This is a genomic window from Thermoactinospora rubra (genome assembly GCF_002093975.1).
Lineage (GTDB): Bacteria > Actinomycetota > Actinomycetes > Streptosporangiales > Streptosporangiaceae > Nonomuraea > Nonomuraea rubra_A.
In genome coordinates this window covers 258,398-272,613 of the sequence record NZ_KZ084328.1, presented here as the reverse complement: position 1 = coordinate 272,613, position 14,216 = coordinate 258,398, and the positions used below count along the sequence as shown (strand labels likewise).

At 70.2% G+C, this 14,216-nt stretch carries 13 protein-coding genes, 4 tRNA genes and 1 riboswitch; of the genes, 8 read left to right on the top strand and 9 right to left on the bottom strand.

The genetic code is table 11. The features are described from left to right. The 3 genes from BSB02_RS08500 to BSB02_RS08490 form a co-directional block, all read right to left on the bottom strand. Positions 1-582: Scr1 family TA system antitoxin-like transcriptional regulator (locus tag BSB02_RS08500; RefSeq protein WP_084958160.1), on the bottom strand; the 582-nt coding region annotated here is incomplete at its 3' end. A 35-nt stretch (positions 583-617) separates the two neighbouring features. Continuing rightward, positions 618-1,118: a DUF6879 family protein gene (locus tag BSB02_RS08495; RefSeq protein WP_240506275.1), complete on the bottom strand. Its 501-nt coding sequence runs from the start codon at positions 1,116-1,118 to the stop codon at positions 618-620. Next, entirely contained in the window at positions 1,084-1,335 is a 252-nt protein-coding gene (locus tag BSB02_RS08490; protein WP_084958124.1) for a hypothetical protein, read from the bottom strand. The genes BSB02_RS08495 and BSB02_RS08490 overlap by 35 nt, the downstream gene beginning before the upstream one ends. Positions 1,336-2,012: 677 nt before the next feature. Here BSB02_RS08490 and BSB02_RS08485 point away from each other — a divergent pair. Further along, a complete protein-coding gene (locus tag BSB02_RS08485; RefSeq protein ID WP_143590383.1) occupies positions 2,013-2,288 on the top strand; it encodes a hypothetical protein in 276 nt (91 codons plus the stop codon). A 223-nt stretch (positions 2,289-2,511) separates the two neighbouring features. After that, positions 2,512-2,871: a hypothetical protein gene (locus BSB02_RS08480; RefSeq protein WP_084958122.1), complete on the top strand. Its 360-nt coding sequence runs from the start codon at positions 2,512-2,514 to the stop codon at positions 2,869-2,871. A gap of 12 nt (positions 2,872-2,883) precedes the next feature. On the opposite strand, the gene BSB02_RS08475 is transcribed toward BSB02_RS08480, so the two are convergent. The 5 genes from BSB02_RS08475 to BSB02_RS08455 all read right to left on the bottom strand — a co-directional run bounded on the left by BSB02_RS08475 (position 2,884) and on the right by BSB02_RS08455 (position 5,110). After that, positions 2,884-2,958 (bottom strand) — tRNA-Val (locus BSB02_RS08475). Between the two features lie 4 nt (positions 2,959-2,962). Beyond that, positions 2,963-3,034, bottom strand: a tRNA-Gly gene (locus BSB02_RS08470). A 52-nt stretch (positions 3,035-3,086) separates the two neighbouring features. After that, a tRNA-Cys gene (locus BSB02_RS08465) sits at positions 3,087-3,157 on the bottom strand. Positions 3,158-3,174: 17 nt separating this feature from the next. Next, a tRNA-Gly gene (locus BSB02_RS08460) sits at positions 3,175-3,246 on the bottom strand. Between the two features lie 85 nt (positions 3,247-3,331). Then, complete coding sequence (locus BSB02_RS08455; RefSeq protein ID WP_084958121.1) at positions 3,332-5,110, bottom strand: N-acetylmuramoyl-L-alanine amidase; 1,779 nt, start codon at positions 5,108-5,110, stop codon at positions 3,332-3,334. 143 nt (positions 5,111-5,253) lie between these two features. Here BSB02_RS08455 and BSB02_RS08450 point away from each other — a divergent pair, with 143 nt between their 5' ends. Together BSB02_RS08450 and glmS are read left to right on the top strand one after the other, a co-directional pair. Next, positions 5,254-5,535, top strand: a complete 282-nt coding sequence (locus BSB02_RS08450) for a hypothetical protein (RefSeq protein ID WP_084958120.1) — start codon at positions 5,254-5,256, stop codon at positions 5,533-5,535. A gap of 12 nt (positions 5,536-5,547) precedes the next feature. After that, complete coding sequence (gene glmS, locus BSB02_RS08445) at positions 5,548-7,368, top strand: glutamine--fructose-6-phosphate transaminase (isomerizing) (protein WP_084958119.1); 1,821 nt, start codon at positions 5,548-5,550, stop codon at positions 7,366-7,368. Here the strand turns inward: glmS and BSB02_RS08440 are convergent. Beyond that, positions 7,355-8,524 (bottom strand): cytochrome P450, encoded by a 1,170-nt coding sequence (locus BSB02_RS08440; protein WP_158088584.1) that lies wholly within the window; start codon positions 8,522-8,524, stop codon positions 7,355-7,357. The genes glmS and BSB02_RS08440 overlap by 14 nt on opposite strands. Positions 8,525-8,680: 156 nt before the next feature. Between BSB02_RS08440 and BSB02_RS08435 the strand changes: the two genes are divergently transcribed. The 4 genes from BSB02_RS08435 to BSB02_RS08420 all read left to right on the top strand — a co-directional run bounded on the left by BSB02_RS08435 (position 8,681) and on the right by BSB02_RS08420 (position 14,214). Continuing rightward, positions 8,681-9,670, top strand: a complete 990-nt coding sequence (locus BSB02_RS08435) for a tripartite tricarboxylate transporter substrate-binding protein (RefSeq protein WP_084958117.1) — start codon at positions 8,681-8,683, stop codon at positions 9,668-9,670. 3 nt (positions 9,671-9,673) lie between these two features. Then, positions 9,674-9,871, top strand: a riboswitch (cobalamin riboswitch). Positions 9,872-9,961: 90 nt separating this feature from the next. Further along, a complete protein-coding gene (locus BSB02_RS08430) occupies positions 9,962-12,145 on the top strand; it encodes a ribonucleoside-diphosphate reductase subunit alpha (protein ID WP_206184573.1) in 2,184 nt (727 codons plus the stop codon). Beyond that, positions 12,145-13,140 (top strand): ribonucleotide-diphosphate reductase subunit beta, encoded by a 996-nt coding sequence (locus BSB02_RS08425; RefSeq protein WP_084958116.1) that lies wholly within the window; start codon positions 12,145-12,147, stop codon positions 13,138-13,140. The genes BSB02_RS08430 and BSB02_RS08425 overlap by 1 nt, the downstream gene beginning before the upstream one ends. A 12-nt stretch (positions 13,141-13,152) precedes the next feature. Further along, positions 13,153-14,214 carry a mechanosensitive ion channel family protein gene (locus tag BSB02_RS08420; RefSeq protein WP_084958115.1) on the top strand — a complete coding sequence of 354 codons (1,062 nt, stop codon included), beginning with the start codon at positions 13,153-13,155 and terminating at the stop codon, positions 14,212-14,214. Positions 14,215-14,216: the final 2 nt, after the last annotated feature.

The following is a 14,216-nucleotide window of genomic DNA, read 5'->3' as shown; positions in this document are numbered from 1 at the left end:
GATGATGCTGGCTTCAGGGCCTCCACGAAAGTCGGAGTGGTTCACTTCCAGGATGAACACAAAGCGATGGTTGCCCTCGTAGAGGATGTGTTGACGCGCCATCCGTTCGGCAACTGCCTCAGCGACATCATCGACAGGAACACGCCTGGTATCGCGGATGGCCTCCAGGGTGGCGGTGGTGTATCCAGCCGTTTGGAGCAGGCCGGGGATGACATCCTGGCAGTAGGACCGATAGAGCTTCGTCCGCTCATACAACTCCCGGACCGCGACGTTTAGCCGCGTCAGCCCAGACTTCTCCGCCCGCCGCCAGTCCAACCAGGCGGTATCTACGGCACGGAGTTCCGCGATCAGTTCGGGAAGCAGGCCGGGAACCCCGCACGCCTCTACCCAGGCGGCTAGATCACTTTCTGAGGGCTGCTTCTTACCATGTTCGATTCGTGAGGTCTTGGCCTCATGCCAGCCTGCCTTGGCTGCCAGCGCTCGGGCGGTGAGGTTCGCGTCGAGGCGAAGCTCTCGAAGCTTGGATGCAAGTGCCTGCCGTGCTGCCTGAGCGCTGGAGCTGGCCGAGTACGGGGAAGCCATGATCTACGGTGCCACGTCGTGCGGGGTTTTGGTGATCAGATTCGATACTCCGCGTGGTCTATGGCTCGTTCCCAAGCCGCCGCGAACGCGGTCGTGCAGAGACTTACCGTAGCCGGGTCCTCACTTTCGTCGTTGGCGACCCAGGTGCCATCCCCTGCAAAGTGGCAGAATTGCACCACTCGGCCATCGAAGACCCAGACGTCGTTCCCAGGCAGGGCCAGATCTGAGGCCAAGCGCCTGGGCAACCATCTGATCACCTCTCCAGCGGAGAGATTGACCCCTGGCGTCACCTCGTACTCGAACCTGATGTAGGTGCTCACCGGTTCGGAGATGATACGAACCCGGCGTATGGCAACGCCGCGCGCTACTGCCGCCCGAGCGGTCTCAGTGAAGTCGGAATAGTGCCGAACGGCTTCGGCCAGGTCTCCGGCCTCCCAAGCCTTGTAGCCGGGGGCATCCAGCATGTACTGGTCACGCATCTCCAGTTTGAAGGCGGTGCGCTCACACGTTGCCAGGAGTTCGTTGAAGTCCGCCACGGCATGCCTCCATGATGATCTCGATCATGCGTGCGGGGAGGCGCACGACTGACTCGCTGTCCAGGATCGGGCTGTTCGCCGCGACCATCGCCAGTATCTCCGGGTCTGTCACGGTCTCGCCCTGAAAGTAGAAGTCCCCTGTGATGGGGTCCCGGAAGACGGCCGGACAGTTATTGCCTGGATTGCTCGGGTCCTTGCCGTAGAACGCTAGCGCCATGAGGCTCTCCCTTGTTTGGGGCTTGCGATTCCTTGCACACTCGCGAGCCTGACCGCAGATCGAGGAAGCGTCAACGGCTTTGGTCAAGGTGAGGTCATGCAAGGGTCAGCACAACGTCGGCCCAGGGTGCTGACAACGGCGATCAACTACCGACAGGAAGAAGCCCCAGACTCGCGACATAGACCACGAGCTGAGCATGTGCTCCATCAACGAGTGTGGTGTGACAAGGGCCGGATTCGGACCGATTCTGGTGTTGCGATACGGCACCCTGGGCTACTCTGAGGCCGATCTTCGAAAGCCCAGAAGTCCCTTCACAAGGCGCTGCGAACCGTCCCGACGCGGCCGACGTGGTTCCGGTATCACCCCCAGAACGGCGTGACCGCCTTCATGGTGACCTCGCGGCGCGCGAACCGCTCGCCAAGCTCCCGCTCGGCCGCAACAGCGGCCCGGCTCAGCCTTTCCCTTCATCGCCGGAGGCTCCGATGAAGTCAGCGATCACCACTGGCGTCCCCCTGGTCGGCGTCGCTGTCTCAGGGGGCTGCGCAGCTGACTCCTCTCCCGCGGCTGCCCCATCCACCTCCACAACTTGCCCTGGCGCCGTCTGCATGGTCGGCAGCGACCCCCAGATCCTCATACACGACCCACGGGAGGACGGCCACAGACCCTTCACCGGGCAGGTGAAATGGATCAGCAATGACTCCTGCCTGGCCGTGGACACCGGCAGCGGCGTCGTGGTGCCGATCTGGCCCCAAGGCACGGCCCCGCTCCACACCGGCGTCCACCGCGGTGTCTCGCTGCCCGGCGTGGGGGACTTGCTGGATGGCGACCGGTTCACCGGGATCGGGGTCTGGCATCGGGAGGACCCGATGTTCCTCCAGGCGCCGGGACGGTGCCGTCGGAGCAACGGCTTCCTCCTCGTCGACCCCTCTGGCGTCAAGCGGGTGACCGGTTGAACCTGAGCATGACACCGCGTTCGGTTCGTCTCGTCGATCCAGCCTGGGATCCGGGCGGCCGCTGTTGTCCAAGTGCTCATGGCGGTGTTCCGGGCGGCGAACCATGGTCACGCCGCTACCGGGACACCGCCGCTACCGGGACACCGGTGACGAACTGGAGGAGATCGACAATGACGATGGACCAGGGCGCCGGCATCGAAACGTTCCGCGAGGAGGAGGGCGCGTGACAGTGGCACGAGTACTGGTCATCGGTCTCGACCCCGCCAAGATCCAGGGCTGGGATCCGGAGCCGGTGCAGGCGGCGATAGCCCGCGGCCGGGCCCGTTTCGACGATCACGGCATCGAGGCCGACTGGTGCCTGGTGGCACTCGACGAGAACCCCGAGGAAGCGATCGTGGAGGCGCTGACCCGCAAGGACTACGCCTGCGTGGTGATCGGTGGCGGCATCCGCACGTACGAGCCGTTGCTCGAGCTCTTCGAGAAGGTGGTCAATCTGGTCCGGCAGCACGCGCCCGATGCCGCCATCGCCTTCAACAGCAGCCCCGAGGACTGCGCCGACGCGGCTCTGCGGTGGTTGCGTTAGAAGCTCAAAACCTGGTGGACGATACTGGGATTGAACCAGTGACCTCTTCCGTGTCAGGGAAGCGCTCTCCCGCTGAGCTAATCGTCCAGAGAGCGGAAGACGGGATTCGAACCCGCGACCCTCACCTTGGCAAGGTGATGCTCTACCCCTGAGCCACTTCCGCTTGGCGTGTGCACTACTTTAGCGGATCCTGCCGGGTCCGCCATCCAGCACCGAGGTGGAGACGGGATTTGAACCCGTGTAGACGGCTTTGCAGGCCGCTGCCTCGCCTCTCGGCCACTCCACCAGGAGTCTTGCGCTCCGAGCGGAAGACGGGATTCGAACCCGCGACCCTCACCTTGGCAAGGTGATGCTCTACCCCTGAGCCACTTCCGCGTCGCCCGCCGTTCGCGGGCCACGAGGAAACTTTATCGTCTCCACGGAGTGCATGCGCCCATCCAGGGGCCCGCGGCGCGCGAATTCATGGAATCACGTCCACATCGGCGGCCCTGACGAAGGCCATGCGGTGCCCGAGCTGGATCTGGTGGTACTCCGTCCGGCCGCGGACGTGGACGTGCCGCGCCGGGTCCGGCGAACGGGCCGCGTAGAAGGACCCGCGCACGGTCAGGCCGAGCGCGTAGGCCTGCCCCCTGTCCAGCCGGTACGGCAGAGCCGACAGCGGCTGGTAGGGCGCCCTGCCCCGGTAGGCCGCCCGCTCCGGGTAGGCCCGGCCGTACACCGGCACGTTGTCGCGCACCGGCGTCACCAGCGGACCCGAGGCCGGCACGGCGGCCGGCGCCTCCGGCGGGTTGTGGAACCACGCCTTGCGGCCCAGGTACCAGATCGCCGTCCACTCGGCCTCCCGGCCGGCCACGGCGTAGCGTTGCCCGGCGGAGGCCCTGGCCCCGTGGTCGTAGACGCTCGCGGTGGAGGGCCCGCGGCGGCCGGGGTCGTCGACCAGCGGCGCGTCGGGTCGCGGGGCGGTGCGCAGCCACACGGCCGAGGAGCCCTGCGGCCGGCAGGGGGTCTTGCGCGCGCAGCCGGTGTACGGCTGGGCGTTCCCCTGGAAGTCGGGGTTGACGAGCACCGAGCCGCCCTCGTCCGCCGCCAGCGCGCCCTCCTCGCCCGGCCCCGGCAGCGGCGCCTCCATGAGGGCGAACAGGCGCGCCCAGTCCCAGAACGGCCCCGGGTCGTTGTGCATCCCCGACAGCTCTCTGGCCGTGGGGCCCGGCACGTTGTCGTGGCCCAGGATGTGGTCGCGGTCCAGCGGGATGTCGTAGCGGTCGGCCAGGTAGCGCACCAGCCGGGCTGCCGAGCGGTACATCGCCTCGGTGTACCAGGCCGCGCCCTTGGCCAGGTAGCCCTCCTGCTCGATGCCGATCGAGCGCGTGTTGACGTACCAGTTGCCGGCGTGCCAGGCGATGTCGCGGGTCCGCACGTGCTGGGCGACGTGCCCGTCGCGGGAGCGGATGGTGTAGTGCCAGCTGACGTACCGGGGGTCGCGGACCATGGCGGGGACGCCGCCCCAGGTTCCCTCCATGTCGTGCAGGACGATGTAGTCGATCCACCGGCGGCCCCGCACCCGGTCGTGGTTGCCGTAGTCGCCCCTGCCGAAGCGGGCGTGGGCGGCGGGCAGCCACTGGCAGCTGAGCGTCTGCGGGCATTCCGCCTGGCGGGCGGCGCGCGCCGGCGGCCGCTGCGGCGCGGCCAGGCCCGGGTGGGCGGCGAGCCGTACGGGATGGCCGTCGTCGGTGACGCGCTGCGCGCCCGTCCGCATGATCTCGATCACCTCGTCGGCGAACGCCTCGGACCCGCCGTAGCGGGCGGCCGCCTCGTGCCAGCTCCCGCCCGCACGGTAGGCGGCCAGCAGGGCCGCGCCGCCCCGGATGTTGGCGGCCGGGTCGGCGCGCAGCCGCTCGGGCGGCAGCCCGGTCAGGCGCGCCGCCTCGCGCAGGGTGTCGGGCACGTGCGGCACGGCGCGCAGCGGCCTGCCCTCGTCGCCGCGCCGGTCCTCCTCCGCCCGCACGGCCGCCGCGTCGACCAGGTGCATGGGCCCGTAGCCGCCGGCCGCGCTGGGCAGCCCGGCGTTGGCGTCCCACCGCGACTGCAGGTAGGACACCGCCAGCAGTACGCTCTCCGGCACGCCGTACTCCGCCGCCGCCCTGCGGAAGTCGCCCTGCCGGCCCGGCTGCTCGCCCGGGGCGGCCAGGCCGAGGGGGGCCATCAGGGCGGCGAGCAGGGTGACGATCCAGTACGGCATGGCTGACCCCCACGAAGCGCGACTGATTAACTCCATACTGTAACCATGCCCGGCTGTGGACGGTTCATCCGAGACGATCAAGCCTGCGATGGTTCCCAATTCTTGCCCGATTTCGGGCAGGATATTGGCTGGAGTGCCTCCGCATGGGTACGGTCCTCGTCGTGCATCCCCACGAGGACCTCATCGCGCACCTCACCCGGACGAGCCCGCTCGGCCCGGGCGAGGCGGCGCGCGTGGTGGCCGACGTGCTGGCGTACTTCTCCGAGCCGGTGGAGGAGTTCGTCAGGCGGCGGCACCGCGAGCTCAAGGCTCGCGGGCTCACCAACGACGAGATCTTCCCCAGGATCGCCGCGGAACTGCCGGCGCGCCGGGTCGCGGCCCCGCCGCTGACGCTGCGGCAGCTGCGCCGGATCGTTTACGGATGAGGAGAAGACCACATGTGCGGAATCGTCGCGTACGTGGGGCCCAAGGACGCCGCCCCGATCCTGCTCGAAGGCATGCAGCGGCTGGAGTACCGCGGCTATGACTCGGCCGGCATCGTGGTGTCGAACAAGGGCCTGAAGGTCCGCAAGTGCAAAGGCCGGGTGGCGGACCTGGCGCAGACCGTGCCGGCGAGCTTCAAGGGCAAGGTGGGCATCGGCCACACCCGGTGGGCCACCCACGGCGCGCCCAGCGACGTGAACGCGCACCCGCACCTGTCGGCCGACGAGCGCATCGCGGTCGTGCACAACGGCATCATTGAGAACGCCAACGAGCTGCGCGGCAGGCTCCAGGCCGACGGGGTGCGGTTCGTGTCGGAGACCGACACCGAGGTGCTGGCCCACCTCATCGCCGCCACCGTCAAGGAGACCGCCTCGCTGGAGGAGGCCGTACGGCTCGCGCTCAAGCGGGTGGTCGGCACCTACGGCATCGCCGTGATCGACGCCGAGCGGCCCGGCGAGATCGTCGTCGCCCGCAACGGCAGCCCCATCGTGCTGGGCATCGGCGAGAAGGAGATGTTCGCCGCCTCCGACGTGGCCGCCATGATCCGCTACACCCGCCAGGTCGTCCACCTCGAGGACGGCGAGCTGGCGGTCATCAAGGCCGACGGCTTCAACACCTTCTCCAGCGACGCGCGGGAGACCGCCAAGGAGCCGCTGACCGTCGACTGGGACGCCGGCCACTTCGACACCGGCGGCTACGAGCACTACCTGCTCAAGGAGATCTCCGAGCAGCCCGACACGGTGGCGCGGACCCTGTCCGGGCGCATCGACGACCGCTTCCACGTCTCCCACCTCGGCGGGCTCAACATGGATCCGCGCGAGACCAGGTCCTTCCGCCGCGTGAAGATCATCGGCTGCGGTTCGGCCTACTACTCCGGCCAGATCGGCGCGCAGCTCATCGAGGAGCTGGCCCGCATCCCCGCCGACGCCGAGCCCGCCTCGGAATTCCGCTACCGCAACCCGGTCATCGACCCCGACACCCTCTACGTGGCCATCAGCCAGTCGGGGGAGACCTACGACACACTGGCCGCCGTCCAGGAGATCAAGCGCAAGGGCGGCCGCGTCATCGGCATCGTCAACGCGGTCGGCAGCGCCATCGCCCGCGAGGTGGACGGCGGCGTCTACCTGCACGCCGGGCCGGAGGTGTCGGTGGCCTCCACCAAGGCCTTCACCTCCACGGCCGTGGCCTTCGCCCTCATCGCCCTGCACTTCGGCCGCGTGCACGACCTGTCGCCGGCCGACGGGCGGCGCATCTGCGAGGGGCTGCGCAGGCTGCCCGCCCAGATCGAGGAGATCCTCAAGCAGGGCGACAGGATCGCCGAGCTGGCTCGCAAGTACGCGACCTACCCCAGCATCATGTTCGTCGGCCGGGTCCGCGGCTACCCGGTGGCCCGGGAGGGCGCACAGAAGCTCAAGGAGATCTCCTACATCCACGCCGAGGCCTACCCGGCCAGCGAGCTCAAGCACGGGCCGCTGGCGCTGATCGGCCCGGAGATGCCGACCGTGGCGATCGTCCCGGACGACGAGCTGCTCGACAAGAACCTCACGACGCTGGGCGAGATCCACGCCCGCGGCGGCCGGGTGCTCATGGTGGGACACCGCGAGCCGGAGGCCGGCCTGGCCGACGACGTGATCGTGGTGCCCAAGAACGAGATCGAGCTGGACCCCATCCTGCTGACCGTCCCGCTGCAGCTGCTGGCCTACCACGCCGCGGTGGCGCTCGGGCGGGACGTGGACAAGCCGCGCAACCTCGCCAAGAGCGTCACGGTCGAGTAGCGGACCTGCGCACCCACAGGCTGACGGGGCGGTTGACGAGGCTTCCGCTGGTCCACGGCACCTCGTGCGCCGGTTGGGCCAGCGTGAGGTCCGGCGCGCGGGCGACGAGCACGCCGAGGATCTCCTGCATCTCCATCCTCGCCAGGTTCGCGCCCAGGCAGTAGTGCGGGCCCTGCCCGAAGGACAGGTGGCGGGCCTCGCGGTCCAGGACCATGGCCTCGGGGTCGGGGAACACCGCCGGGTCGAAGTTCGCCCCGATGAAGGAGGCGATGACGCCCTCGCCCTTCCTGACCGTGCCCGAGGGCAGCTCCACGTCCTCGGTGGCGAGCCTGATCAGCGGGCTCTCGCCGGGCTGGTCCAGCCGCAGCAGCTCCTCGACCGCCCCGGGGATCAGCTCGGGTGAGGCCACCAGGCTCGCGTAGCCGTCCCGCGGGTCCAGCAGCCGCAGGGCGGCGCGCGACAGCACCGAGCCGGTGGTCTCGTGCCCGGCCACGAACAGGCCGAGGACCGTGCGCACCAGCTCCTCCTCGGTGAGCCGGTCCTCGCCGTCGCGCGCCCTGAGCATGGTGGCGAGCAGGCCGTCGCGCGGGTTCCCGCGGTGCTCGGCGACCAGTCCGGCGCAGTAGTCGTAGAACTCCGCGGCGGCCTTGAGCTTGTCCTCCTCCGGCAGGGCGGAGGTCGACAGCATGGCGTCCGACCAGGCGCGGACGCGGCCGAAGTCGATGCCCGGCACGCCCATGACGTCGCAGATCACCTGGACGGGCAGCGGGAAGGCGAAGCCCGTGACGAAGTCGAACTCCTCCGGCAGGGCGTCGAGCAGTTCGGCGGTCAGCTCGCGCAGCCGGGGCCGCCACTGGTTCACCTGGCGGGGGGTGAAGGTCGACGACAGCAGGCGGCGCATCCGGGTGTGCTCGGGCGGATCCTGGCTGATCAGGCCGCCCGGCGCCTCGGCGAGGGTGAACCCGCGGTACATGCGCGGCGAGCCGGGGGCGCTCAGGTCGCGGGAGAAGCGCGGGTCGGTGAGGACCATCAGCGCGTCCTCGTAGGTGGTGGTCAGGTACACCTCGTCGCCGCTGGGCAGCTGGACCCGGGAGAGCGGATCGCGCTCACGACGCCGCGCGTACTCGGGGGAGGGGACGCCCCGTGGGCCGGTCATGAACGGATATTTCGCAACATCGGCCATAAACCGGACGGTAGCGAGTGTGCTCCCCTTCGACTAGACCCGAGATCGCACGCCCGGCTTGTGAAGATCATGACGAGGATGTGTAGCTGCTTGGAATGTGCGCATAACTCTTCGTAGTACTGCGGGGGCGTGATCACGGGGGTGGACGCCATGCGGCGTCGGCGGTTCTTGGCGCTCGGGCTGGGGGCGGCGGTGAGCGCCGCGGGGTGCGGGTCGCGGCGGGCCGGCCCCGCCGGGACCGCCGCCCTGGGGCATGTCTCCGTGGTGGCCGACGGCGAGCACTGGGCGCCCGTCGCCCAGGTGTACGGCAGGGCGCTCCGGCAGCGGGTGGCGCCGCCGGCCGGCCATGCGGCCGCGGTCCCCGGCCCGGCGACGCGCATCACCGTCACGGGGCTGTCGGCCGTGGCCTCGGCCGAGGTCAACCAGCGCACCCCTCTGCTGGAGGCCGCCACGCCCCTGGCCAGGCTGACCGGCGAGCCCGAGGTCGTGGTCGTCCCGGCCGAGTCGCGGCTGGCCGGCTTCGACGCCTTCGCGGCCGCGCTGCTCGCCGACCCGGCCGCGATCCGGCTGGCCGGGGGCCCGCAGGGGGAGGCGGACCACGTGCTGTTCGGGCTCATCTCCCAGGGCCTGGGCGCCGACACCCGGCTCGTGGACTACGCGGGCTACTCCACCAGCGTGGAGGCCGCCGCCGCGCTGATGGCCGGCACCGTCGCCGCGGCGGCCGGGACCCTGGCCGCCTGGCGCACCCGCATCGACAGGGGCAGGGTGCGGGTCCTGGCCGTCTCCACCGCCGAGCGCGTCGCCGGCCTGGACGCGCCGACGCTGCGGGAGTGCGGCGTCCGCGTGGACTTCAGCGAGTGGTGCGCCGCCTTCGGCCCGCCCGACATGGGGGAGAGGGCGCGGCTGGCCGCCGTGGCAGCCTGCGAGGAGGTCGCCTACTCCGAGCAGTGGCTGGAGGCCTGCCGTACCCGGGGCTGGAAGCCGATGCCGCTGGCGGGCGGGGACTTCGCCCGGTGGCTGGCCTCGGAGCTCGGACGCACCCGCCACGTGCTGCGGGATCTCGGCCTGCTCGACACGCACAGCACAAGTTGTGGGGTCGGTTGCGGAAACGGCCACTAGATGTAGGATCCTGATCGTCGCTGGTTCGCCCCTCAGGGGGCGGAGCAAAAGGGAACCCGGTGCGAGTCCGGGACTGCCCCGCAGCGGTGAGCGGGAACGACCGCCGTCACGAAGCACTGGATGCGCATCTGGGAAGCGACGGCCAGTAGGCAGACCACCACGCCCGCGAGTCCGAAGACCTGCCGGCGACTTCAGCTGTCCGGAGCCTCGAGGGAGGGCTCGGGGGCGTCGCGGCGTGCCCGCGTGCTCTCGCCTGCCCTGGGGGCGGCAGAGCTCGCGAGGAGAGAGCACGTGACGCAGACCGTCGAACGGGACCGCAGGCTGGCCATCGAGGAGGCCGCCGCGCGGGTGATCGAGGACCCGGCCAACTCGCGCGCCGCGGCGCGCCTGCTGGCCGAGGAGATCGCCGAGGAGGCCGCCACCCACGGGGTGCGGACCTTCTCCGAGTCCGTCGCGGCCACCCACGCCGAGGGGCTGGTCCAGGACCGGCTGGCCGCGTTCGTGGCCGCGCACGCCGCCGAGCTGGACGCCCTCGTCGACCCCGGGGCCGACGACAGGTTCGAGTACTTCGGGCTGCGCACGGTCTACGACCGCTACCTGCTGCGCCACCCCGTCAGCCGGGCCGTGCTGGAGCGGCCCCAGCACTTCTTCCTGCGCGTCGCCTGCGGCCTGTCGCAGACCGTGGCGGAGGCCGCCGAGCTGTACCGGCTCATGTCCACGCTGGCCTACCTGCCCTCCTCGCCCACGCTGTTCAACTCAGGGGCGCGGCGCCCGCAGCTGTCGTCGTGCTTCCTGCTGGACTCCCCGCGCGACGAGCTGGAGGCCATCTACGAGCGCTACGGGCAGGTCGCCAGGCTGTCGAAGTACGCCGGGGGCATCGGCATCTCCTGGACCCGGGTGCGCTCCCGCGGCTCGCTCATCCGCGGCACCAACGGCCACTCCAACGGCATCGTGCCCTGGCTGCGCACGCTCGACGCCTCCGTCGCGGCGGTCAACCAGGGCGGCCGGCGCAAGGGCGCGGCGTGCGTGTACCTGGAGACCTGGCACGCCGACATCGAGGAGTTCCTGGAGCTGCGCGACAACACCGGCGAGGAGGCCCGCCGCACCCACAACCTCAACCTGGCCAACTGGGTGCCGGACGAGTTCATGCGCCGGGTGGAGGCCGGCGCCGACTGGTCGCTGTTCGACCCCAAGACCGTGCCCCACCTCACCGACCTGTACGGCGAGGCCTTCGACCGCGCCTACCGCGAGGCCGAGGCGGCGGGCCTGGCCGTACGGACCATCCCGGCCCGCACCCTCTACGGCCGGATGATGCGCACCCTCGCCCAGACCGGCAACGGCTGGATGACCTTCAAGGACGCCGCCAACCGCGCCTCCAACCAGACCGCCCGGCCGGAAAACGTCATCCACCTGTCCAACCTGTGCACCGAGATCCTGGAGGTGACCAGCGACGCCGAGACCGCCGTGTGCAACCTCGGCTCGGTCAACCTGGCCGCCCACCTCGATGCCACCGGCCTGGACTGGGCCAGGCTGCGCCGGACCGTCCGCACCGCCGTGCGCTTCCTGGACCGGACCATCGACCTGGGTTTCTACCCGACGCCGGAGGCGGAGGCCGCCAACAGGCGCTGGCGGCCGATCGGGCTGGGCGTCATGGGCCTGGCCGACGTGTTCTTCGCCCTCCGGCTGCCCTTCGACTCGCCCGAGGCACTGGAGCTGTCCACGAGGATCGCGGCCGAGATCATGTGGGCCGCCTACGACACCTCCGCCGACCTGGCCGTCGAGCGCGGGCGGCACCCCTCCTACGAGGACACGCGCGCCGCGGGGGGCGTGCTGCACCCCGACCACTTCGGCGCCCCGGTGCCGGAGGGGCTGCGCGAGAAGATCGCCCGCACCGGGCTGCGGAACTCCCTCATGATCGCCATCGCGCCCACGGCCACGATCGCGTCCATCGCGGGCTGCTACGAGTGCATCGAGCCGCAGGTGTCCAACGTCTTCAAGCGCGAGACCCTGTCGGGGGAGTTCCTGCAGGTCAACCGCTACCTGGTGGCCGATCTGCAGGCGCGCGGGCTGTGGACCCCGCGGATGCGCGACGCGATCAAGCGGGCCGACGGGTCGGTGCAGGACATCCCGGGCATCCCCGAGGACCTCAAGGTGCTCTACCGCACGGCCTGGGAGCTGCCGCAGAAGGCGCTCATCGACCTGGCCGCGGCGCGCATGCCGTACATCGACCAGTCCCAGTCCCTCAACCTGTTCATGGCCAGCCCGACCATCGGCAAGCTCTCGTCGATGTACCTGTACGCCTGGAAGAAGGGCCTGAAGACCACCTACTACCTGCGCTCGCGTCCCGCGACGCGGATCGCGCAGACGACCGTGCAGGCCACCGTGCAGGCCACCGTGCAGACGACAGCGGCGGCAGCCGTACCGGCCGCGGCCTGCTCCCTGGAGAACCCCGAGACGTGTGAGGCGTGCCAGTGATGCTGCTCGACCCCGGAATGGACCTGACCCTCCGCCCGATGCGCTACCCCGACTTCTACGAGCGCTACCGGGCGGCCATCCGCAACACCTGGACGGTGGAGGAGGTCGACCTCCACTCCGACCTGGCGGACCTGCCGAAGCTGAGCGCGCAGGAGCGGCACCTGATCAACCGGCTGGTGGCCTTCTTCGCCACCGGCGACTCGATCGTGGCCAACAACCTGGTGCTCAACCTCTACCAGCACGTCAACGCGCCGGAGGCGCGGCTGTACCTGTCACGGCAGCTGTTCGAGGAGGCGGTGCACGTCCAGTTCTACCTGACCCTGCTGGACACCTACCTGCCGGATCCCGAGGAGCGGGCCAAGGCCTTCGCCGCCGTCGAGCACATCCCCTCCATCCGGGACAAGGCCGAGTTCTGCTTCAAGTGGATCGACTCGCTGTTCGGGGTGCGGCGGCTGAACAGCGCCGAGGACCGGCGGGCGTTCCTGCTCAACCTCATCTGCTTCGCCGCCTGCATCGAGGGGCTGTTCTTCTACGGCGCCTTCGCCTACGTCTACTGGTTCCGCTCCCGCGGCCTGCTGGGCGGCCTGGCCACCGGCACGAACTGGGTGTTCCGCGACGAGTCCATGCACATGGAGTTCGCCTTCAGCGTCGTGGACACCGTGCGCGCCGAGGAGCCCTCGCTCTTCGACGACGAGCTGGAGGGCCAGGTCGTCCAGATGCTGGAGGAGGCCGTGGCCTGCGAGCTGGCCTTCGCCCGCGACCTGTGCGGCGACGGCATGCCCGGCATGAGCGCCGGCCAGATGCGGCAGTACCTGGAGTACGTCGCCGACCAGCGGCTGGCCCGGCTCGGTTTCTCCCGCCGGTACGGCACGGCCAACCCGTTCGCGTTCATGGAGCTGCAGGACGTGCAGGAGCTGGCCAACTTCTTCGAGCGGCGCGTTTCGGCCTACCAGGTGGCGGTGGAGGGGAGTGTGACCTTCGACGAGGCGTTCTGATGTGATTGGGGCATGAGTGCGTCGCTCAATTGGCTCACCCTCCTCGTCGCGCTCGTCGGCGCCGTCGTCGCGGTGGAGCTGCTCCGGCGCTGGCTCGTCAGGGCGGCGCGCCGCTGGCCCGCCGCCGGGCCGTTCCTGCGCCGCTGCATCTGGCCCGGCTTCACCGTGGCCGTCCTGGTGGCGGCGAACACGGTCTACACGCCCTCCATGATGGGCTACGGGCCGGAGGAACGGCAGGTCGGCGACCTGGTCGACCGGGCCCTCGGCCTGCTGACCGTCGTCGGCGTCACGTGGCTGGTCATCCAGGCCTCCTACGCGGTCACCGACGTCGTCCTGGAACGGCTGGAGCAGGTGGAGGGCGACCGGGACCGCCGCGCCCGCCGCATCCGCACGCAGATCGCGCTGGTGCGGCGGGTCGCGGCGGCGGTCGTCGTCGTGATCGCCCTCGGCGCGATCCTGTTCTCCTTCCCGCAGGTGCGCGCCCTGGGCACCGGCCTGCTGGCCTCGGCGGGCATCGCGGGCGCGATCGTCGGCATCGCCGCCCAGTCGACCATCGGCAACATGCTCGCCGGGCTCCAGCTCGCCTTCAGCGACGCGCTCCGGCTGGACGACGTGGTCGTCGTCAACAACGAGTGGGGCAGGATCGAGGAGCTCACGCTCACCTACGTGGTGGTGCGCTCCTGGGACGAGCGGCGGCTGGTGTTCCCGGTCTCCTACTTCACCCAGAACCCCTTCGAGAACTGGACCCGCCACGGCAGCCGCGTCATCGGCCACGTCTACCTGCGGATGGACTGGGCGGTCCCGGTGCGGGAGCTGCGCGACGAGCTGCACGCCTTCATCAAGGACCACCCGCTGTGGGACCAGAAGGACTGGACCCTCCAGGTGACCGACATCCTGCCCAACGGCCTGGTCGAGCTGCGGGCGCTGATGAGCGCGGCCGACTCCGCCTCGGTCTGGGACCTCAAGTGCGACGTCCGCGAGCACCTGGTGGAGTACGTCAGGACCCGCCGTCCGGACGCGCTGCCGCGCTTCCGCGTCGACCTGGATCCGGGCGACCGGCCGCACGACCACTAGAT